This is a genomic window from Luteimonas sp. MC1825 (assembly GCF_014764385.1).
GTDB lineage: Bacteria > Pseudomonadota > Gammaproteobacteria > Xanthomonadales > Xanthomonadaceae > Luteimonas.
In genome coordinates this window covers 1014739-1034319 of sequence record NZ_CP061714.1, presented here as the reverse complement: position 1 = coordinate 1034319, position 19581 = coordinate 1014739, and the positions used below count along the sequence as shown (strand labels likewise).

Below are 19581 nucleotides of genomic sequence, written 5' to 3'. Positions count from 1 at the left end.
AGCAGCGGATACCAGGACCCCATGAAGTCGGAAGCAACGCCGGAACACACGCCCCTCATGAAGCAGTTCTTCGCCGCCAAGGCGGAGCATGCCGACGTGCTGATGTTCTTCCGCATGGGCGACTTCTACGAGCTGTTCCACGACGACGCCCGCAAGGCGGCGAAGCTGCTCGACATCACCCTGACCCAGCGCGGGTCGTCCGCCGGGCAGCCGATTCCGATGGCGGGCGTGCCCTACCACGCGGCCGAGGGCTACCTGGCGCGACTGGTGGCGCTGGGCGAGTCGGTGGCGATCTGCGAGCAGGTCGGCGACCCCGCCACCAGCAAGGGCCTGGTGGAGCGCAAGGTGGTGCGCATCGTCACTCCCGGCACCCTCACCGACGAGGCGCTGCTGAGCGAGCGTCGCGACACGCTGCTGCTGGCGGTGGCGCGCGGCAAGGCCGGCTACGGCCTGGCGTGGGCAGACCTCGCGGCCGGCCGCTTCCTGGTCAACGAAGTCGCCGGCGATGACGCGCTCGAGGCCGAACTGGCGCGCCTCGACCCCGCCGAACTCCTGCTCCCCGACGACGACGGCTGGCCGGCCTTCGCGACGACCCGCATCGGTCTGCGCCGGCGCGCGCCATGGCTGTTCGACGCCGACGCCGGGCGCCGCCAGCTGCTGCGGTTCTTCGCGCTGCACGACCTGTCGGCGTTCGGCATCCAGGACCGCCCGCTGGCGATCGCCGCCGCGGGTGCCCTGCTCGGCTACGTCGAGGAGACCCAGAAGCAGCGCCTGCCGCACTTGACCGCGATCGCGGTCGAATCCAGCGACGGCGCGATCGCGATGAACGCCGCAACGCGTCGCCACCTCGAACTCGACACCCGCGTCGACGGTGAACAGAAACACACGCTGCTGGGCGTGCTCGACAGAACGGTGACTCCGATGGGCGGCCGCATGCTGCGCCGCTGGCTGCACCGTCCGCTGCGCGACCGTGGTGTGGTCGGCGAGCGCCAGCACGCGGTGGCGGCGCTGCTCGCCAGCGGCATAGAACGCGACCTGCGCGAGCGCTTCCGCGCGCTCGGCGACGTGGAGCGCATCCTGTCGCGCATCGCGCTGCGCTCGGCGCGCCCGCGCGACCTCGGCACGCTGCGCGACGCGCTCGCCATGCTGCCGGAGTTGCGCACGATGCTGGCGCCGCTCGATTCGCCGCGCCTCGCAGCGCTGGTTGCCGGCCTCGGCGAACACGCCGGGCAGGCCGCGCTGCTGGCCACGGCGCTGGTCGAGCAGCCGCCGGTGCTGGCCCGCGACGGCGGCGTGTTCGCCGATGGCCACGACGCGGAGCTCGCCGAGCTGCGCCGCCTGTCCACACACGCCGACCAGTTCCTGGTCGACCTGGAACTGCGCGAGCGCGAGGCCAGCGGCATCGCCACGCTCAAGGTCGGCTACAACCGCGTGCACGGCTACTTCATCGAGATCGGCAAGTCGCACGCTGCCAAGGTGCCGACGCACTACAGCCGCCGGCAGACGCTGACCGGCGCCGAGCGTTACATCACCGAGGAACTGAAGGCGTTCGAGGACAAGGTGCTGTCCGCGCGCGAACGCGCCCTGGCGCGCGAACGGCTGCTGTACGAAGAACTGCTGGATACCCTCAACACCGACCTCGAGTCGCTCAAGCGCTGTGCCGCCGCGCTGGGCGAGCTCGACGTGCTCGCCTGCCTGGCCGAGCGTGCAGTGGCGCTCGACTGGGCGCGACCCGAGCTGGTCGAGGACGCCTGCCTCGAGGTCGAACGCGGGCGCCACCCGGTGGTCGAGGCGGTCCGCGACGCACCATTCGAACCCAACGACCTCGACCTGCACGCCGATCGCCGCATGCTGGTGATCACCGGCCCGAACATGGGCGGCAAGAGCACCTACATGCGCCAGAACGCGCTGATCGTGCTGCTGGCCTACATCGGCAGCTTCGTGCCGGCGCGCGCGGCGCGGATCGGCCCGATCGACCGCATCCTCACCCGCATCGGCGCCGGGGATGACCTGGCCCGCGGCCAGTCGACCTTCATGGTGGAGATGAGCGAGACCAGCTACATCCTGCACCACGCCAGCGCGCAATCGCTGGTGCTGATGGACGAGATCGGCCGCGGCACCTCGACCTACGACGGACTGGCGCTCGCCGATGCCTGCGCGCGCCACCTGGCCGCGCACAACCGCTGCTACACGCTGTTTGCCACCCACTACTTCGAGCTCACCGCGTTGGCCGAACCCGGCAGTGGCATCGCCAACGTGCACCTGGACGCGGTGGAGCACCGTGACAGGGACGGCGCCGAGAGCCTGGTGTTCATGCACGCGGTCAAGGACGGCCCCGCCGACCGCAGCTTCGGCCTGCAGGTGGCCGCGCTGGCCGGCCTGCCCAAGCCGGTGCTGCGCCAGGCGCGGGCGCGCCTGGCGGAACTCGAACGGCATGGCCATGTCGCGTCGCCGCCGCTGTCGGCCGAGACGCTGGACGCACCGCAGCAGTTCGGCCTGTTCTCGCCTGCGTCGGCGGCGCTTGATGCGCTCGCCGGCATCGATCCCGACGACCTCACGCCGAAGCAGGCGCTGGAAGCGCTGTACAGGTTGAAGGCGCTGGGGTGAACGAGGGTCTGGCCGCGGGCTGACCGCGCGCCGATCCGTGCTGTCGACGGCCGATCGGAAGCGTACGATCCGGGGCACACACAGGAGATGCCCTCATGGCGATGTTGACCGACGACCTCCTTGCGCAGCTGCAGGGCGCACCTGCTCAGCAGCTCGCCCAGCAGTTGGGCCTTACCCCGTCACAGGCCTCCGGTGCGATCAACGCGGCCCTGCCCCTGCTGCTCGGTGCCCTTGGCCGCAATGCCAGCCAACCGCAGGGTGCGCAGGCGCTGTACGGCGCGCTGCAGAAGGACCACGCGGGCATGGACATCGGCAGCGTGCTGGGCGCGGTCCTCGGCAGCGGCGGAGCCGGCCAGGGCGGCGCGATCCTCGGCCACATCTTCGGTGGCGGCCAGCAGCGTGCCGAAGCGGGCGTGGCCCAGGCCACCGGCCTCGGCCAGGGCACGGCCGGGCAGCTGCTGAAGATGCTCGCGCCGATCGTGATGGCCTACCTCGCCAAACGCGCGATGTCCTCCGGGCAGGCGCAACAGAATGACGGCGCCGCAGCGCTGGGCGACATGCTCGGCCAGGAGCAGCAGCAGATCCGCCAGGAAGGCGGGCTTGGTGGCGGCCTGCTTGGCGCGGTGCTCGACCAGGACGGCGACGGCCAGCTCGGCCTTGGCGACCTCGCAAGGCTCGGCGGGCTGTTCGGGCGGAAATAGACGGGTTGCCGGCGCGCCAGTGGCGTTGCTGCAGCTCAGCTCAGGTCGATGTCGCCAAGCGCCCTGATCAGCCGGCGCGCGCGCTTGTCGGGGCGATGCTCCGGCGCGCGGTAACCGGCCTGCGCGTCGCGGCGTGCAAGGCGCGCCTCGTCGCGCGCCTTCAGTGACGCCTCGTCCTCGCGGTACAGGGCCTGGGCGACCGGAGCGGGACCGCGCGAGTCCGTCAACGCCGCCACCTCGACCACGAACACCTCTTCGCCGCGGGCGATGCGCAGGCGGTCGCCTACCCGCACCGCGCGCGAGGCCTTGGGCCGCTGCCCACCGAGCTCGACCTTGCCGTGTTCGACCGCCTGGCGAGCCAGCGTGCGCGTCCGGAAGAAACGCGCAGCCCACAGCCAGACGTCGATGCGTATCGACGCAGGAACACCGGCGCTGGCAGTGGGAGCGGTCGTTGCAGGCATCCGCGGATTCTAGCGCCGCAAACGCGAACGGCCACCTTGCGGTGGCCGTCGTGGGTCGCGCCTTGCGGCAGCCGCTTACTCGGCGGACGACTCGGCCGCGGCGGCGGCCTGCGCGGCGGCCTTGGCCTTGGCGTTGCCGGCGAGATCCTCGCGGATGCGCGCCTTCTTGCCCTGCAGGCCACGCAGGTAGTACAGCTTGCCGGCGCGCACCGCGCCACGGCGCTTCACCTGCACCGAATCGATCATCAGGCTGTGGCTCTGGAACACGCGCTCGACGCCGAAGCCGTGGGAGATCTTGCGCACGGTGAACGCGGAGTTCAGGCCGGCGTTCTTCTTGGCGATGACCACGCCTTCATAGGCCTGGACGCGCTCGCGGTTGCCTTCCTTCACCTTGACGTTGACGATGACGGTGTCGCCGGGACCGAAGTCCGGCAGCTGGCGCGTGGTCTGCTCGGCTTCGAAGTTCTGCAGCAGCGTGTTGATCGAGGGCTTGTTCATGGTGGGTCTTCGCTTGCCTGTTGGTAGTGCCCCTTGGGGGCGTGTTGTAGCGCGAGTGCACGTGGACCCGCGTCTTGGCGTGTTTGCAGCTAAGCCGGACATTATACCGGCAACTTTCCCTTGCGCGCTAGGGGCTTACGGGGCTTCCTGCGACGGGTCACCCGCGGTGGCGAGGAATTCGTCCAGCAATCGTGCATCAGCCCGGGACAGGGCGCCGCGGTCGATCAGGTCCGGGCGGCGCTGCCAGGTGCGGCCGAGCGCCTGCTGGCGGCGCCAGCGGGCGATCGCGGCGTGGTTGCCGGACAGCAGCACCGGCGGCACCGCGCCGTAGGCATGCTCCAGCGGCCGCGTGTAGTGCGGGCAGTCCAGCAGCAAGGGGCCAGTGCCGTCTGTTGAAGGCTCGAAACTGTCCTGCGCCGCGGACTCGACATCGTTGAGCGCGCCCGGCAGCAGCCTGGCCACCGCGTCGACCACGACCGCCGCGGCGAGCTCACCGCCCGAGAGCACGTAGTCGCCGATCGACAGTTCCTCGTCCACCTCGGCGGCCAGCAGGCGCTCGTCGACGCCCTCGTAGCGGCCACACAGCAGCACCAGGCGCGGCTCCAGCGCCAGCGCGCGCGCGCGGGCCTGGTCGAACGGCCTGCCCTGGGGACTGAGGTAGACCACGCGCGCCGGCTGCGGTGCCGCGGCCCGCGCGGCGGCCAGCGCCGTGCGCAACGGCTCGACCATCATCACCATGCCCGGGCCACCGCCGAACGGGCGGTCGTCGACGCGGCGGTAGCTGCCTTCGGCGAAATCACGCGGGTTCCAGCCGTGCACCGACAGCAGTCCACGCTCGCCCGCACGCCCGACCACGCCGTGGCCCGCGACCTGGGTGACGAACTCGGGAAACAGGCTGACGACGTCGATGCGCATGGCGGCTGCGGGTTCCGGGTTGCCCTAGAACCCGGGATCCCAGTCGACGGTGACCAGGCCGGCGTCGAAATCGATCGACACGACGTAGTCAGGCACCACGAACGGAATCATCCGCTCGCGGTCGCCGCGTGCGACCAGCACATCGTTGGCGCCGGTGGAGAACAGGTGCGACACCGTGCCGAAATCGCTGCCGTCGACGTTGTGCACGCGCAGGCCTTCGAGGTCGACCCAGTAGTACTCGCCGGGTGCGGGCGGCGGCAGCGATTCGCGTGCCACCCAGACCTCGGTGCCGCGCAGTGCCTCGGCGGCGTCACGGTCCTCGATGCCGGGCAGTCGTGCGACCAGGCCCTTCGCCGTCTCGCGGCCAGTGGCGCCCTCGGCCACGCGCTCGGCGCCCTGCGCATCGCGCAGGGTCCACGGCTGGTAGCCGAGGATCGCGCGCGCCGGCTCGGTGAAGGACTCGAGTTTCAGCTCGCCACGCACGCCGAAGGCGCCGTGGACCCTGCCCAGCAGGATGCGGCGCCCGGTGACGTCCATTGCGGAAATGGGCCGCGCGCGGGGCGCGGCCCGCGCGTCAGGCGGCCGGAGCCGCTGCGGTGGCCGGAGCCTGCGCCTCGCGGTACAGGTTGCGGACCTTGTCGGTCATCTGCGCACCCTGCCCGACCCAATGGTCGACCCGGGCGGTATCGAGCACCACGCGTGACTCGGCGCCGGTGGCGACGGGGTTGTAGTAACCCACGCGCTCGATGTTGCGGCCGTCGCGCGCGCTGCGCGAGTCGGTGACGATGATGTGGTAGAAGGGGCGCTTCTTGGCGCCGCCGCGGGTGAGGCGGATCTTGACCATGGTGGTTTCCGTGTTGCCCAGTCGCCAGGGTGGCGAGGTAAGCGGCGAATTGTAGCGGAATGCCCGGCGGGGAGGAAGCGCCCCCTCCGGCCGGTTTCAGACCACCTGCCAGGCAATGGTCGCGAAAGCGGCGCGCACGCCGGCGGCCGATCCTGGATCGCCGCGGAAGGCATGGCCATCGATCGACCCGATCTCCTGCAACCCGCGCGAGTTGGTCGCGAACGCGAAATCGAACGCGCCCAGCGCATCCAGCCGCACCGGCATGGCCTGCTGCACGACGCCCCGTGCCGCCAGGCGCGCCTGCAGCAGGCGTTCGCTCACGCCGCGCAGCGCGGGGGCGACGGGCCAGGTGATGCCGGCACGGCCGCCGAAGCCGATATTCCAGAAGCTGCCTTCCGCCACCAGCCCGCCGCGGTCGACCAGGAGCGCATCGTCGAAGCCCTCCGCCTGCGCTTCCCTTCGCGCGTCCAGTTGGGGCGCGATGGCGAGGTGCTTGAGGTGCGGATCGACGCGCTGCAGGCACCGCGACCGCAGGCGCAGTGCGTGGGCGCCGGGTTCACGCGGACCTTCGATCTCGATGCGGGTCATCGGTGCATCACCGGCATCGGCAGCACCTTGCACGCGTGCGCCCTGCGCACCTGCGACCACTACACGCACGGTGCAGGCCTGCGCGGCGTCGCCGGCAATCGCCTCCCGGATCCGGCTGCGCAAGCCCGCAAGATCCAGGCTGTAGCCGAACATTGAACGGGTCGCACCTTCAAGGCGCGCGAGGTGCAGGTCAAGCCCGCGCACCGCGCCTTCGCGCACCTGGAAGGTGGTGAAGTGCCCGGGGTGCGCCGGCGCGTCCATCAGGCTGGCTGCAGCGCCGGCCTCAGCGGAACGGCATCGCGCCGCGGCCGCCCATCATGCCCTGCAGGCCGCGCATCATGCCCTTCATGCCGCCGCGGCCCAGCTTGGCCATCATCTTTTCCATCTGCTGGTACTGCTTCATCAGCTTGTTGACGTCGGCAGGCGTCACGCCGGAACCCGCGGCGATGCGCTTGCGGCGCGAGCCGTTGAGCAGGGCCGGGTTGCGGCGTTCCTTCTTGGTCATCGAACCGATGATCGCGACCATGCGCGGCACTTCGCGGCCGGTGACCTGGTTCTTGACCTCGTCGGAAATCTTGGCCATGCCCGGGAGCTTGTCCATCAGGCCATGGATGCCGCCCATGCCCTGCATCTGCTCGAGCTGGTCGCGCATGTCGTTGAGGTCGAACTTCTTGCCCTTGGCGACCTTCTCGGCGAGCTTCTGCGCCTTGTCCTTGTCGACCTGGCCTTCCACCTGCTCGACCAAGGACAGCACGTCGCCCATGTCGAGGATGCGGCTGGCGATGCGGTCCGGGTGGAACACGTCCAGGCCGTCGACCTTCTCGCCGGTGCCGATGAACTTGATCGGCTTGCCGGTGATGTAGCGCACGCTGAGCGCGGCGCCGCCGCGCGCGTCGCCATCGGTCTTGGTGAGCACCACGCCGGTCAGCGGCAGCGCTTCGCTGAAGGCCTTGGCGGTGTTGGCCGCGTCCTGGCCGGTCATCGCATCGACCACGAACAGGGTCTCGACCGGGTTGACGGCGGCGTGCAGGGCCTTGATCTCGGCCATCATCGCTTCGTCGATCGCAAGCCGGCCCGCGGTATCGACCAGCAGCACATCGATGAAGGATTTCCGCGCGTCGTCGATCGCGGCGCGCACGATGTCCACGGGCTTCTGCGAGGCGTCGGATGCGAAGAAGCGCACGTCGACCTGTTCGGCCAGCGTCTTCAGCTGTTCGATCGCGGCCGGACGGTAGACGTCGGCACTGACCACCATCACCTTCTTCTTGCGCTTTTCCTTCAACAGCTTGGCGAGCTTGCCGACGGTCGTGGTCTTGCCCGCGCCCTGCAGGCCGGCCATCAGCACCACCGCCGGCGCGGGCACGTTGAGGTTGAGGTCGGATGCCTGCGCGCCCATCACCGTGGTGAGCTCGTCGCGCACGACCTTGATCAGCGCCTGGCCCGGGGTCAGCGACTTCAGGACTTCCTGGCCGACCGCGCGCACCTTGATGCGTTCGATCAGCGCCTGCACCACCGGCAGCGCGACGTCGGCCTCGAGCAGCGCGATGCGCACTTCGCGGGTGGCTTCGCGGATGTTCTCCTCGGTCAGCCGTCCACGGCCACGCAGGCGCTCGATGGTGCCGGACAGGCGCTGGGTGAGGGACTCGAACATGGAATGCGACCGCGCAACGGGAGGGCCGGCCAGTATACCGGCACCCTGCGGGCGGCCATGATTGGCCTACACTTGTGCGATGACATCGATTCTCATCGCGGCCCTGCTGTACGCCCTTGCGACCGCGCTGCTGGTACGCGCCCTGCGCCGGGGTCCGTCCGTGGGACGCGGCTGGCTGCCGTTCGCGGCTGCGGCGGTGATCGCGCACGCCGTCGCGCACGCGATCGACTGGCATGCCGCCGCTGGCGTCGACCTGCATTTCCATGCCGCGCTGTCGTTGGTCGGGCTCGGCATGGCGGCGCTGACGACCGGGTACGGCGCTCGCGGGCGGATGGCGGCGCTGGGCGTAGTGGTGTTCCCGATCGCGATGGCCTCGCTGCTGGCCTGGGCCAGCCAGCATGGCGACAACGCCGGCGGCGCGCGGCTTTCGCTTCCGCTGCGCATGCACGCCGGTTCCGCGCTGCTCGCCTACGCCACGCTCGCCGTGGCCGCGGTGCTGGCGGTCATGCTGTGGCTGCAGGAGCGCAGCCTGCGCCGACGCGAATTCCACGGCTGGCTGCGCGTGCTGCCGCCGATGGTGGAACTGGAAACCCTGTTGTTCCGCACCATCGGCGTCGGCTTCGTGCTGCTCACTGCCACGCTGCTCACCGGGCTGGTGTTCGTGGACGATCTCTTCGCCCAGCACCTGGTGCACAAGTCGGTGCTGAGCGTGCTGTCGTGGCTGGCCTTTGGCGCGCTGCTGGTCGGCCGCTGGCGGCGCGGCTGGCGCGGGGCGATCGCCGTGCGCTGGACCCTTGCGGCGATGGTTCTGCTGGTGCTGGCGTTCTTTGGCAGCAAGTTCGTGCTGGAGATGGTGCTCGGCCGGGGTTGATGCCGGGGCAGCCTAGTCCGACGCGGCGCTGATCGCGTCCGACAGGCGCTCCACGGCCACCACCTCCATACCCTTGTAGGCACCCGCCCGCGGCGCGTTGGCCTTGGGCACGATCGCGCGCTTGAAGCCGTGCGTGGCGGCTTCCTTGAGGCGCTCCTCGCCGTTGGGCACCGGGCGGATCTCGCCCGACAGTCCGACCTCGCCGAACGCGATGGTCTTGTCCGCCAAGGGCTGGTCGCGCAGCGACGACAGCACGGCCAGCAGCACCGGCAGGTCGGCCGCGGTCTCCTGCACGCGGATGCCGCCGACCACGTTCACGAACACGTCCTGGTCGCCGACCATGACGCCGCCGTGCCGGTGCAGGACCGCCAGCAGCATCGCCAGCCGGTTCTGCTCCAGGCCCACCGCCACGCGCCGCGGATTGGACAGCGGCGAGGCGTCGACCAGCGCCTGCACCTCGACCAGCAGCGGCCGCGTGCCTTCGCGCGTGACCATCACGCAGCTCCCGGGCTGGCGCGTCGCGCCCGACAGGAAGATCGCGGACGGGTTCGGTACTTCCTTCAGCCCCTTGTCGCCCATCGCGAACACGCCAAGCTCGTTGACGGCGCCGAAGCGGTTCTTGAACGCGCGCAGCACCCGGAAACGGCTGCCGCTGTCGCCCTCGAAGTACAGCACCGCGTCGACCATGTGCTCGAGCACGCGCGGGCCGGCGATGCCGCCCTCCTTGGTGACATGGCCGACCAGGAATACGGCGGTGCCGGTTTCCTTGGCGTAGCGCACCAGGCGCGCCGCCGACTCGCGCACCTGCCCGACCGATCCGGGCGCGGCGGTCATCGATTCCGTCCACAGCGTCTGCACCGAGTCGGCAACGATCACCCGGGGCCGCAGCTTGGCGGCATGGCCGAGGATGTTTTCCACGCCGGTTTCTGCCAGGGCGCTCAGGCCATCGAGCGGCAGGCCGAGGCGCGCGGCGCGGCCGGCCACCTGGGCCAGCGACTCCTCGCCAGTCACATACAGCCCCGGCAGCGTGGCCGACATGCTGGCCATGGCCTGCAGCAGCAGAGTGGACTTGCCGATGCCGGGATCGCCACCCACCAGCACCACAGCGCCTTCCACCAGTCCGCCGCCGAGCACGCGGTCGAATTCGCCGATGCCGGTCGAGACGCGCTCGTCCTCGTGGTGGCGCACATCCTTCAGCGCGGTGACCTGCGGCGCTTCGACCTTGCCGGCCCAGCCGCCGCGGCGCGCGGGCGACGACGCCTTGGCCGCGGAGGCCGACTCCAGCACGATCTCCGACACAGTGTCCCAGGCCCCGCAGGCGCCGCACTGGCCCTGCCACTTGCTGGAATCGGCGCCGCATTCGGTGCAGACGTAGGCGGTGCGCGCCTTGGCCATGGACATCCCGTGGGTGATGGAGAGGGCGCAGGATAGCGGCCACCGGTCGCGCCGGGCGAGACGCGGCGCCGCGATAGACGCGCTTTGACCGCATGCGTCCGCACGCCCTACAATGCGCGGCCACGCCGGAATAGCTCAGTTGGTAGAGCGGCGCATTCGTAATGCGTAGGTCGTAGGTTCGATTCCTATTTCCGGCACCAGTGACGCAAAAAGGCCGCCTTCGGGCGGCCTTTTTGTTGCGCGAGCCAGGCTACGCCGGGGAGGCCCGGTTGCGCGCCCTACTCCACCAGCCGCAGGCGCAGCTCCTTGGGCAGGGCGAACACCATGTTCTCCGGCTCGCCGGACAGTTCGCGGATGCCCTGGGCGCCGAGCTCGCGCAGCCGCGCCAGCACGCCTTCGACCAGCACGTCGGGCGCCGACGCGCCCGCGGTCACGCCGATGTGGCGGCGACCCTCGACCCAGCGCACGTCGATCTCGTCGGCACCGTCGATCAGGTAGGCCTCGACGCCGTCGCGTTCGGCGAGTTCGCGCAGGCGGTTGGAATTCGAGCTGTTCGGCGAACCGACCACCAGCACCAGGTCGCACTGCGACGCCAGCGCGCGCACGGCATCCTGGCGGTTCTGGGTGGCGTAGCAGATGTCGTCGTTCTTCGGCCCCTGGATCGCCGGGAAGCGCAGGCGCAGGGCCTCGATGACGCTGCGGGTGTCGTCCACCGACAGCGTGGTCTGCGTGGTGTAGGCCAGGTTTCCGGGCTGCGAGACCTCGAGCACGGCGGCGTCGGCGACGTCTTCGACCAGGTAGATGCGCCCGCTGCCGCGCTCCCTGTTCCACTGGCCCATGGTGCCTTCGACCTCCGGATGACCCGCATGGCCGATCAGCACCACGTCGCGCCCGGCGCGGCATTGGCGCGCGACCTCGAGGTGCACCTTGGTCACCAGCGGACAGGTGGCGTCGAACACCTTCAGGCCGCGCCGGTCGGCTTCCTGGCGCACCGCCTGCGAGACGCCGTGGGCGCTGAAGATCACGGTGTTGCCATCGGGCACCTCGTCGAGCTCCTCGACGAAGATGGCACCCCGCTTTTTCAGGTCGTCGACCACGTAGCGGTTGTGCACCACCTCGTGGCGGACGTAGATCGGCGCGCCGAGCGTCTCGATGGCACGCTTGACGATTTCGATGGCGCGGTCCACGCCGGCGCAGAAACCACGGGGGTTGGCGAGCACGATATCCATGCCGCCATTGTACCGCCGCGAACGTGACCCTTCCCCCTGCGCGGCAGGGGCGCCGTCAGGGGGTCGTTGCCTTCGGGGCGAGCAGCCCGAACAGGGCGATGCCGATCGCGCCGCCCACGATCGCGGCATCGGCGATGTTGAATGCGGGCCAGAAATGGCCGCGCCAGTGCCACTGGATGAAATCGATGACATGGCCATGCACCAGCCGGTCGATGACGTTGCCGATCGCGCCGCCGATGACCAGCGCGAACGGCAGCGCCGTGCGCCAGTCGCCGCGCGGGGTGCGCGACAGCCATACCGCCAGCAGGCCGCTGATGCCGAAGGCCAGGATGCTGAAGAACCACTTCTGCCAGCCGCCGGCATCGGACAGGAAGCTGAACGCCGCGCCGGTGTTGTAGGTGCGGTACCAGTTCCAGAACCCTTCGACCACCGGAATGGCCGTGTACTCCGGAAGGCTGGTGAGCACCCACTGCTTGCTCAGCTGGTCGAGCACGATCACCAGCGCCGACAGCAGCAGCCATGGCAGCGCGTTGCGTGCGGGCTTCAGAACCATTGGCGATCCTCCGCGTTGCCGTCGACGTTGCCGGCGCAGCGCGTGCACAGCAGCGGATGCGCGGCGACGCTGCCGATGTCGCCGCGGTGTTGCCAGCAGCGGACGCACTTGGGCTTGCTGGTGGGCGTCGCACTGACGCCGATGTCGGTGGCGCCGTCGTCGACCACCAGTGCGACATCACCGCTGATCAGCAGGAAACGCAGCTCGTCGAGCAGCGGCGACAGCCGGTTCTGGTCGGCAACGCCGCAGGCGAGCGTGATCTCGGCTTCCAGCGCGGCGCCGATCACGCCGCTGGCGCGCATCGGCTCGAGCACCTTGGAGACCTGCTCTCGCAGGCGCAGCAGTTCGTCGAACGCGCGCGCCGACATCGGCGCATCGTCGGCCATCGGCGCAAGGCCGTCGTACCAGGTGGCGAACAGCACGTTGTCCTCGCGCGCGCCGGGCAGGTGGCTCCACATCTCGTCGGCGGTGAACGCCAGCACCGGCGCGATCCAGCGCACGAAGGCCTCGGTGATGCGGTACATCGCGCTCTGCGCGCTGCGGCGGCCGCGCGAGTCTTCCGGCATGGTGTACAGCCGGTCCTTGGTGACGTCGAGGTACAGCGAGCCCAGGTCGACGCTGCAGAAATTGAGCAGGGCCTGGATGATTTCCGCGAAGTCGTAGCGCGCGTACGCGGCCACGATCTTCTCCTGCACTTCCCACGCGCGGTGCACGATCCAGCGGTCCAGCGCCACCATGTCGTCCAGCGGGCGCAGGTCGCGCACCGGGTCGAAGCCATGCAGGTTGCCGAGCAGGAAGCGCGCGGTGTTGCGGATGCGGCGGTAGGCGTCGGCGTTGCGCTTGAGGATCTCCTTGGACAGCGACATCTCGTTGCTGTAGTCGGCCGACGCGATCCACAGGCGCAGGATGTCCGCGCCCAGCGTCTTCATGATTTCCTGCGGCTCGATGCCGTTGCCGAGCGACTTCGACATCTTGCGGCCGTTCTCGTCGACCGTGAAGCCGTGGGTCAGGCATTGCCGGTACGGCGCGGCGCCGTCGATCGCGATGCCGGTGAGCAGCGACGACTGGAACCAGCCGCGATGCTGGTCCGAGCCTTCCAGGTACAGGTCGGCCGGCTTGCCGATGCCGCGCGCCGCCAGCACGCACTCGTGGGTCACGCCGGAATCGAACCAGACGTCGAGGATGTCGGTGATGCGGTCGTAGTCACCGGCCTCGTCGCCCAGCAGTTCGGCCGGATCGAGGTCGTACCAGGCATCGATGCCGCCCGCCTCGACGCGGTCGGCGGCGGCGCGCATCAGTTCGCTGGAGCGCGGGTGCGGCTCGCCGCTCTCGCGATGCACGAACAGCGCGATCGGCACGCCCCAGGTGCGCTGGCGCGAGATAGTCCAGTCCGGGCGGCCCTCGACCATGCCGGCGATGCGCGCTTCGCCCCAGGCGGGGAACCACTCCACGCGCTGGATGGCGGCCAGCGCGTCGCGGCGCAGCTCCGCCTGGTCCATGGAGATGAACCACTGCGGCGTGGCGCGGAACACGACCGGCGTGCGGTGGCGCCAGCAGTGCGGGTAACTGTGCTGCAGGCCGGCGTGCGCGAGCAGTGCGCCGTTGGCGCGGAGGACTTCAATGATGGCGTCGTTGGCCTTCCAGATGTGCGTGCCGGCGAGCGCCACGCCGTCCGCCGCCGGCGTCGACGGCAGGTACACGCCGCGGCCATCGACCGGGTTGAGCTGCGCCGCCGTGTACTTCTCGACCAGCCCGTAGTGCCGGGCGGCCACGAAATCCTCTTGGCCATGCCCTGGGGCGGTATGCACCGCACCGGTACCGTCGTCGGCAGTCACGTGCTCGCCGAGGATCAGCGGGATGTCGCGCCCGGCGTAGAACGGATGCGCAAGCAGCAGGCCCTCGAGCGCGCTGCCGGGGGCATGGCCGTGCACGACCACCTCGTCCACGCCGTAGCGTGCAAGCGCCTTGGCCTCGAGCCCCGTGGCCAGCACCAGCCAGCGGCGTCGGCCGCCATGCGCCGGCCCTTCGACGAGCGTGTAATCCAGCCCCGCGCCCAGCGCCACCGCCAGCGATGCCGGCAGCGTCCACGGCGTGGTGGTCCAGATCGGCACCGCGATCTCGACGCCTTCCGGCACCTCGGTGCCGAAGGCCCGCGCCAGCGCCTGAGCATCACGTGCCGGATACGCCACGTCGACCGCGGGGGACTGCTTGTCCTGGTATTCGATTTCCGCCTCGGCCAGCGCGGAACCGCAGTCGAAGCACCAGTAGACCGGCTTCACGCCGCGCAGCAGGTGGCCGTTGTCGACAACCCTGGCCAGGGCGCGCATCTCGTCGGCCTCGAACTTCGGGTCGAGCGTGAGGTACGGGTTGTCCCAATCGCCGAGCACACCCAGGCGCTTGAAATCGCGCATCTGCAGTTCGACCTGGGACAGCGCGTAGTCGCGGCAGGCCTGGCGGAACGCGGTGGCATCGAGCTTCGCGCCGACCTTGCCGTGCTTCTTCTCGATCGCGATCTCGATCGGCAGCCCGTGGCAGTCCCAGCCGGGGATGTACGGGGCGTCGAAGCCGGCGACGGTCTTCGAGCGGACGATGATGTCCTTGAGGATCTTGTTGACCGCATGCCCGAGGTGGATGGCCCCATTGGCATACGGCGGACCGTCGTGCAGTACGAACTTCGGCCGACCCGCGGCGTGCTCGCGCAGTCGTGTGTACAGCCCTTCGGCCTCCCAGCGCGCCAGCGTGTCCGGCTCCCGCTTGGGCAGGTCGCCGCGCATCGGGAACGCGGTCTCGGGCAGGAGGATGGTCGGCTTGTAGCGCTGGCTGTCGTCGTCGGTCACGCGGTCGCTCGCTGCGGGGTATGCATCAAAATGTGGCGCGCCTGTGTGGCGTCGCGATCCATCTGCGCGACCAGGGTCGGCAGGTCGGGGTATTTTTCCTCGTCGCGCAGGCGCGCCACGAACTCGACCGCGATGCGCCGACCATAGAGGTCGCCGTCGAAATCGAACAGGTGGGCTTCCAGCAGCGGCTCCACGCCGTCCACGGTGGGGCGGGTGCCAAAGCTCGACACCGAGGGCCACGGCTGGTCACCGATGCCGTGCACGCGGGTCGCGTAGATGCCCTGCAACGCCGGCACCTTGCCGCCGAAGCGCAGGTTGGCGGTGGGGAAGCCCAGCGTGCGGCCGAGCTGGCGTCCGCGCACCACGCGGCCGGCGATGGCATAGGGCCGGGCGAGCAGCCGGGTGGCGGCGGCGAAGTCGCCTGCCGTCAGGGCGGCGCGGATGCGGGTACTGGACACGCGCTCGTCGTCGAGCAGCACCGGCGCGATCTCGCCGGCGGCGAAGCCGAGCCGCTGCCCCGCCTCACGCAGGGTGTCGAGGTCACCGGCGCGCCGCTGACCGTAGCGGAACCCGGGCCCCACCCAGACCTCGCGCGCCGCCAGGCGCCGCGCCAGCACCGACTCCGCGAACGCATCCGGCGACATCGCCGCGAAGCCGGCGTTGAAGCGCAGCAGGCCGACGGCGTCGGCACCAAGCGCGCACAGGCCTTCGAACTTGGCACGCGGCAGCGCCAGCCGCGGCGGCGGCGCGGCGGGCGCGAAGAACTCGCGGGGCAACGGCTCGAAGCTCAGCGCGACCAGCGGCAACCCGAGCGCGCGGGCGCGCCCGGCCGCGTGGCGCAGCAGCGCGCGATGGCCGAGGTGCAGGCCGTCGAAGGCGCCAATGCAGGCCACGCTGCCTTCGCGGCACAAAGGCCCGCCGTCGACGTCGCGGAACAGCTGCTTCATGGGGTCCTGGGTGGAGAGGTGCGGCCGCCACCGGCGCCGCGACCGCGTGGGGTCGACCGCAGAGTATAACGGCGGCGCTCCACCGCCGGCCTCAATGCCGCAGGTGGCGGGGGCGCAGGCCAAGCGCCAGCAGCGCCAGGCCATAGGTGGCCGCCCCGGCGGAGATGGTCGCCAGCAGCCAGCCGACGCGTGCCTGCCAGCCAGCGAGCGCGGTCCAGTCACCGATCCATGCGCGCATCGCAAGCACCGCCGCCGCCATCGCGGCGCACGCCAGCAGCAGCCGCAGGCCGAACCGGCCCCAGCCGGCCGCCGGCAGGTACACGCCGCCGCGCCGCAGGTAGCGCCACAGCAACCAGGCATTGGCCACCCCGGCCAGGCCCGTGGCGAGTGCGATGCCGCCGTGCGCGCCGGGCGTGTCGTGCAGCCACATCGGCGTGGTGAAGGCGATGGTGAGCGCCACGTTGATGGCGACCGTGAGCAGGGCCGCGCGCATCGGCGTCCTCATGTCCTGGCGGGCGTAGAACGCCGGCGCCAGCACCTTGCTGAGCATGAAGGCCGGGATGCCGATGCTCATGGCGGTCAGGCTGAGCGCCGCCATCCGCGTGTCCACCGCGGTGAACGCGCCGTAGTTGTAGACCGTGGCCGTCACCGGCTCGGCCAGCAGCAGCAGCCCGAGCCCCGCCGGCAGGCCGGCCAGCAGCGCCATGCGCAGCGCCCAGTCGAGCGAATGGCTGTAACCGGCCGCGTCCTCGGCGGCATGGCGGCGCGACAGGTGCGGCAGGATCACCGTGCCCAGCGCCACGCCGAACAGCCCCAGCGGGAACTCGACCAGGCGGTCGGAGTAGTACAGCCAGTCCTGGCTGCCGTCGGCCAGCAGCGAAGCGAACGCCGTGCCGACCAGCAGGTTGACCTGCGCCACCGACGAGGAGAACAGCGTCGGCAGCATCAGCTTGCCGACCCGACGCACGTCCGGATGGCGGAAGCCGGGGCGAAGGCGCGGCCGCAGGCCCAGCCTTCCGAGCGCCGGCCACAACAGCACCAGTTGCAGGAACCCGGCGATCAGCACGCCCCAGGCCAGGCCTACCGGCTGCACCTCGAAGCGCGGCGCGAGCCAGAACATGGCGGCGATCATCGTCAGGTTGTGCAGCACCGGTGTGAACGCCGGCAGCGCGAAGCGCCCTTCGCTGTTGAGCACCGAGCCGGCCAGCGCCATCATCGAAATGAACAGCAGGTACGGGAAGGTGATCCGCAGCATCATCGCCGTCTGCGAGAACTTTTCCGGCTCGTCGAGCGCGCCTGGCGTGAACAGCGCGGTGATCACCGGCGCCAGCAGCACGCCGGCGGCGCAGACCACCAGCACCACGGCGCACAGCGCGCCGGCCATGTGGTCGATGAAGTCCTTCAGCGCCGCGCGGTCACCGCGCTCCTTGATCTCGTTGAGCACCGGCACGAAGGCCATCGCCATCGAACCCTCCGCGAACACGCGACGCAGGAAGTTCGGGATCCGGTAGGCGACGATGAACGCGCTCATCGCGCCACCGGTGCCGAACAGCGTGGCCTGCAGCATGTCGCGCACGAAGCCGGCGATCCGCGACAGCAGGGTCATCGCGCTGAACACCGCGGTCGAGCGCATCAGCCCGCCACGCGGGCCGCGCCCGCCGGGGCCAGGGGCGCCCGGCGTGGCTGCCGAAGCGGCCGCGGGCGCGGCCGCGGCGGGATCGGGGCTGTCAACGCCCGGTGCGGGGGCGGAGCCGGTCACGCCCGCAGCCCCGCGTGGCAGGCATTGTTGACGCAAGCCCCTGATTCACCCATAATTTCCTGCTTGCTCGACCCCAAACTCATCTCTACCCCAGTTTCCAGGATCCCATCGTGGCCAACATCAAGTCCTCCAAGAAGCGCGCCAAGCAGGCTGTCGTGCGCAACCTGCGCAACAACAGCCAGCGTTCGCAGCTGCGCACCGCCGTCAAGAAAGTGCTCAAGGCGCTCGACGCCAACGATGCCGCCGGCGCCCGCGAGGCCTTCAACGTCGCGCAGCCGATCCTCGATCGCTTCAGCGCCCGTGGCCTGATCCACCGCAACAAGGCCGCCCGCCACAAGAGCCGCATCAACGCCCGCATCAAGGCGCTTGCCGCCGCCTGAGGCCGTTGCACCGGCGCTCCCTGAAAACCCGGCCCCGGCCGGGTTTTTTGCGTGGGCTGGGCGGAAGGTCGGAGCAAGGGCGTTCTTGGCTACGGATTTGTGCGGACTTACCCGGATCTGTCCGAGGCGGGCAAATGCGTCACGCGCTGGCAGCCGCGTCTGGTCTGGCTCTTGCCCTCCTGCCGTTCCCACCCCGCCCACCTCAGCCCCCGGCCGGGTCAGCCGGAGCGGCTGCGTCGGCTGCGTCGGCTGCATCCGCGGCTTCGGCGGCCAGCAGGGCCTGTTCATCGAGGAACGCCTGGACCTTGAGCATCACGTCGCGTGTGCCCGTGTGCGCGAGGCCCGAGACCACGAACCAGGGCTGGGTCCAGCCGAGTTCGGACACGATGCGCTCCGCCAGTTCGCGTGCGTCGTCGGCCGGCAGCAGGTCGGCCTTGTTGAGCAGCAGCCAGCGCGGCTTGTCCATCAGGCCGGCATCGAACTTGGCCAGCTCGTGCTCGATCGCCCTGACCTGCGCCGCCGCGTCCGAGCCGTCGAGCGGTTCCACCTCGACCAGGTGCAGCAGCAGGCTGGTGCGCTGGATGTGGCGCAGGAACAGTGCGCCGAGGCCCGCGCCGTCCGCCGCGCCCTCGATCAGGCCGGGAATGTCGGCAATCACGAAGCTGCGTGCCGGCTCCACGCTGACCACGCCGAGGTTCGGGTAAAGGGTGGTGAACGGATAGTCCGCGACCTTCGGCGTCGCCGCCGAGACCGCGCGGATCAGGGTCGACTTGCCGGCGTTCGGGAAGCCCAGCAGGCCGACATCGGCCAGCAGCTTCAACTCCAGGCGCAGCGCGCGCTGCTCGCCCTCGCCGCCCGGCGTGGCGCGGCGCGGGGCGCGGGTGATCGAGCTCTTGAAATGCATGTTGCCCAGCCCGCCCTGCCCGCCGCGCGCCACCAGCAGCCGGTCGCCGTCGTTGACCAGGTCGCCGATCACCTCGTCGGTGTCGATGTTGAGCACCTGGGTGCCCACCGGCACGGTGATCACCGTGTCGATGCCACCCTTGCCGTAGCGCTGCTGGCCCATGCCGTCCTCGCCGCGCTGGGCGCGGAAGGCCTTCTGGTGGCGGAAATCGACCAGGGTGTTGAGGTTGCGCGTGGCCTGGATCCAGACGTTGCCGCCGTCTCCGCCATCGCCACCATCGGGGCCACCGAGGGGGATGTACTTCTCGCGCCGGAAACCGACGCAGCCATTGCCGCCATTGCCGGCGGTCACGGTGATTTCGGCTTCGTCGACGAGTTTCATGTCTGGATCCGCTGCTGGATTGGGGGGATTGCAACAAAAAGCCCCGCCGGAGCGGGGCCC

The 19581-nt window shown here is 70.3% G+C and carries 18 protein-coding genes and 1 tRNA gene; 5 read left to right on the top strand and 14 right to left on the bottom strand.

Annotated features, from left to right (window positions below; translation table 11 throughout):
• Positions 1-21 precede the first annotated feature (21 nt).
• Complete coding sequence (gene mutS, locus IDM46_RS04775; protein ID WP_185114958.1) at positions 22-2607, top strand: DNA mismatch repair protein MutS; 2586 nt, start codon at positions 22-24, stop codon at positions 2605-2607.
• A gap of 95 nt (positions 2608-2702) precedes the next feature.
• Positions 2703-3308 carry a DUF937 domain-containing protein gene (locus IDM46_RS04770; RefSeq protein WP_185114957.1) on the top strand — a complete coding sequence of 202 codons (606 nt, stop codon included), beginning with the start codon at positions 2703-2705 and terminating at the stop codon, positions 3306-3308.
• Positions 3309-3343: 35 nt separating this feature from the next.
• Here IDM46_RS04770 and IDM46_RS04765 read toward each other — a convergent pair whose 3' ends face one another.
• The 7 genes from IDM46_RS04765 to ffh form a co-directional block, all read right to left on the bottom strand.
• A complete protein-coding gene (locus IDM46_RS04765; protein WP_185114956.1) occupies positions 3344-3769 on the bottom strand; it encodes a S4 domain-containing protein in 426 nt (141 codons plus the stop codon).
• A 75-nt stretch (positions 3770-3844) separates the two neighbouring features.
• On the bottom strand, positions 3845-4267 hold the full coding sequence (gene rplS, locus IDM46_RS04760; RefSeq protein ID WP_182821949.1) for a 50S ribosomal protein L19: 423 nt from the start codon (positions 4265-4267) through the stop codon (positions 3845-3847).
• A gap of 135 nt (positions 4268-4402) precedes the next feature.
• Positions 4403-5182: a tRNA (guanosine(37)-N1)-methyltransferase TrmD gene (gene trmD, locus IDM46_RS04755; RefSeq protein ID WP_185114955.1), complete on the bottom strand. Its 780-nt coding sequence runs from the start codon at positions 5180-5182 to the stop codon at positions 4403-4405.
• 24 nt (positions 5183-5206) lie between these two features.
• Complete coding sequence (gene rimM / locus IDM46_RS04750) at positions 5207-5719, bottom strand: ribosome maturation factor RimM (protein ID WP_185114954.1); 513 nt, start codon at positions 5717-5719, stop codon at positions 5207-5209.
• A gap of 37 nt (positions 5720-5756) precedes the next feature.
• Entirely contained in the window at positions 5757-6026 is a 270-nt protein-coding gene (gene rpsP / locus IDM46_RS04745; protein ID WP_182821955.1) for a 30S ribosomal protein S16, read from the bottom strand.
• 96 nt (positions 6027-6122) lie between these two features.
• Complete coding sequence (locus tag IDM46_RS04740; RefSeq protein WP_185114953.1) at positions 6123-6875, bottom strand: aminotransferase class IV; 753 nt, start codon at positions 6873-6875, stop codon at positions 6123-6125.
• A gap of 22 nt (positions 6876-6897) precedes the next feature.
• Positions 6898-8265, bottom strand: coding sequence for a signal recognition particle protein (ffh, locus tag IDM46_RS04735; RefSeq protein ID WP_182821960.1), 1368 nt, complete (start codon positions 8263-8265; stop codon positions 6898-6900).
• A 79-nt stretch (positions 8266-8344) separates the two neighbouring features.
• Between ffh and ccsA the strand changes: the two genes are divergently transcribed.
• Positions 8345-9136 carry a cytochrome c biogenesis protein CcsA gene (gene ccsA / locus IDM46_RS04730; RefSeq protein ID WP_185114952.1) on the top strand — a complete coding sequence of 264 codons (792 nt, stop codon included), beginning with the start codon at positions 8345-8347 and terminating at the stop codon, positions 9134-9136.
• A gap of 12 nt (positions 9137-9148) precedes the next feature.
• On the opposite strand, the gene radA is transcribed toward ccsA, so the two are convergent.
• Positions 9149-10531, bottom strand: a complete 1383-nt coding sequence (gene radA / locus IDM46_RS04725; protein ID WP_185114951.1) for a DNA repair protein RadA — start codon at positions 10529-10531, stop codon at positions 9149-9151.
• A 124-nt stretch (positions 10532-10655) separates the two neighbouring features.
• Here radA and IDM46_RS04720 point away from each other — a divergent pair.
• A tRNA-Thr gene (locus IDM46_RS04720) sits at positions 10656-10731 on the top strand.
• A 78-nt stretch (positions 10732-10809) separates the two neighbouring features.
• On the opposite strand, the gene ispH is transcribed toward IDM46_RS04720, so the two are convergent.
• The 5 genes from ispH to murJ all read right to left on the bottom strand — a co-directional run bounded on the left by ispH (position 10810) and on the right by murJ (position 17730).
• Entirely contained in the window at positions 10810-11760 is a 951-nt protein-coding gene (ispH, locus tag IDM46_RS04715) for a 4-hydroxy-3-methylbut-2-enyl diphosphate reductase (protein WP_182821978.1), read from the bottom strand.
• Positions 11761-11815: 55 nt separating this feature from the next.
• Positions 11816-12313 (bottom strand): signal peptidase II, encoded by a 498-nt coding sequence (gene lspA / locus IDM46_RS04710; protein ID WP_185114950.1) that lies wholly within the window; start codon positions 12311-12313, stop codon positions 11816-11818.
• On the bottom strand, positions 12304-15087 hold the full coding sequence (gene ileS / locus IDM46_RS04705) for an isoleucine--tRNA ligase (RefSeq protein WP_221441828.1): 2784 nt from the start codon (positions 15085-15087) through the stop codon (positions 12304-12306). Before ileS ends, lspA begins: the two co-directional genes overlap by 10 nt.
• A gap of 59 nt (positions 15088-15146) precedes the next feature.
• A complete protein-coding gene (locus IDM46_RS04700) occupies positions 15147-16097 on the bottom strand; it encodes a bifunctional riboflavin kinase/FAD synthetase (RefSeq protein ID WP_185114948.1) in 951 nt (316 codons plus the stop codon).
• A 91-nt stretch (positions 16098-16188) separates the two neighbouring features.
• The gene (gene murJ, locus IDM46_RS04695) at positions 16189-17730 is read right to left on the bottom strand and encodes a murein biosynthesis integral membrane protein MurJ (RefSeq protein WP_185115263.1); all 1542 of its coding nucleotides are present in this window, start codon (positions 17728-17730) and stop codon (positions 16189-16191) included.
• Between the two features lie 236 nt (positions 17731-17966).
• Between murJ and rpsT the strand changes: the two genes are divergently transcribed.
• Positions 17967-18236, top strand: coding sequence for a 30S ribosomal protein S20 (rpsT, locus tag IDM46_RS04690; RefSeq protein ID WP_182821986.1), 270 nt, complete (start codon positions 17967-17969; stop codon positions 18234-18236).
• 202 nt (positions 18237-18438) lie between these two features.
• On the opposite strand, the gene cgtA is transcribed toward rpsT, so the two are convergent.
• Positions 18439-19521: an Obg family GTPase CgtA gene (cgtA, locus tag IDM46_RS04685; protein ID WP_182821988.1), complete on the bottom strand. Its 1083-nt coding sequence runs from the start codon at positions 19519-19521 to the stop codon at positions 18439-18441.
• Positions 19522-19581: the final 60 nt, after the last annotated feature.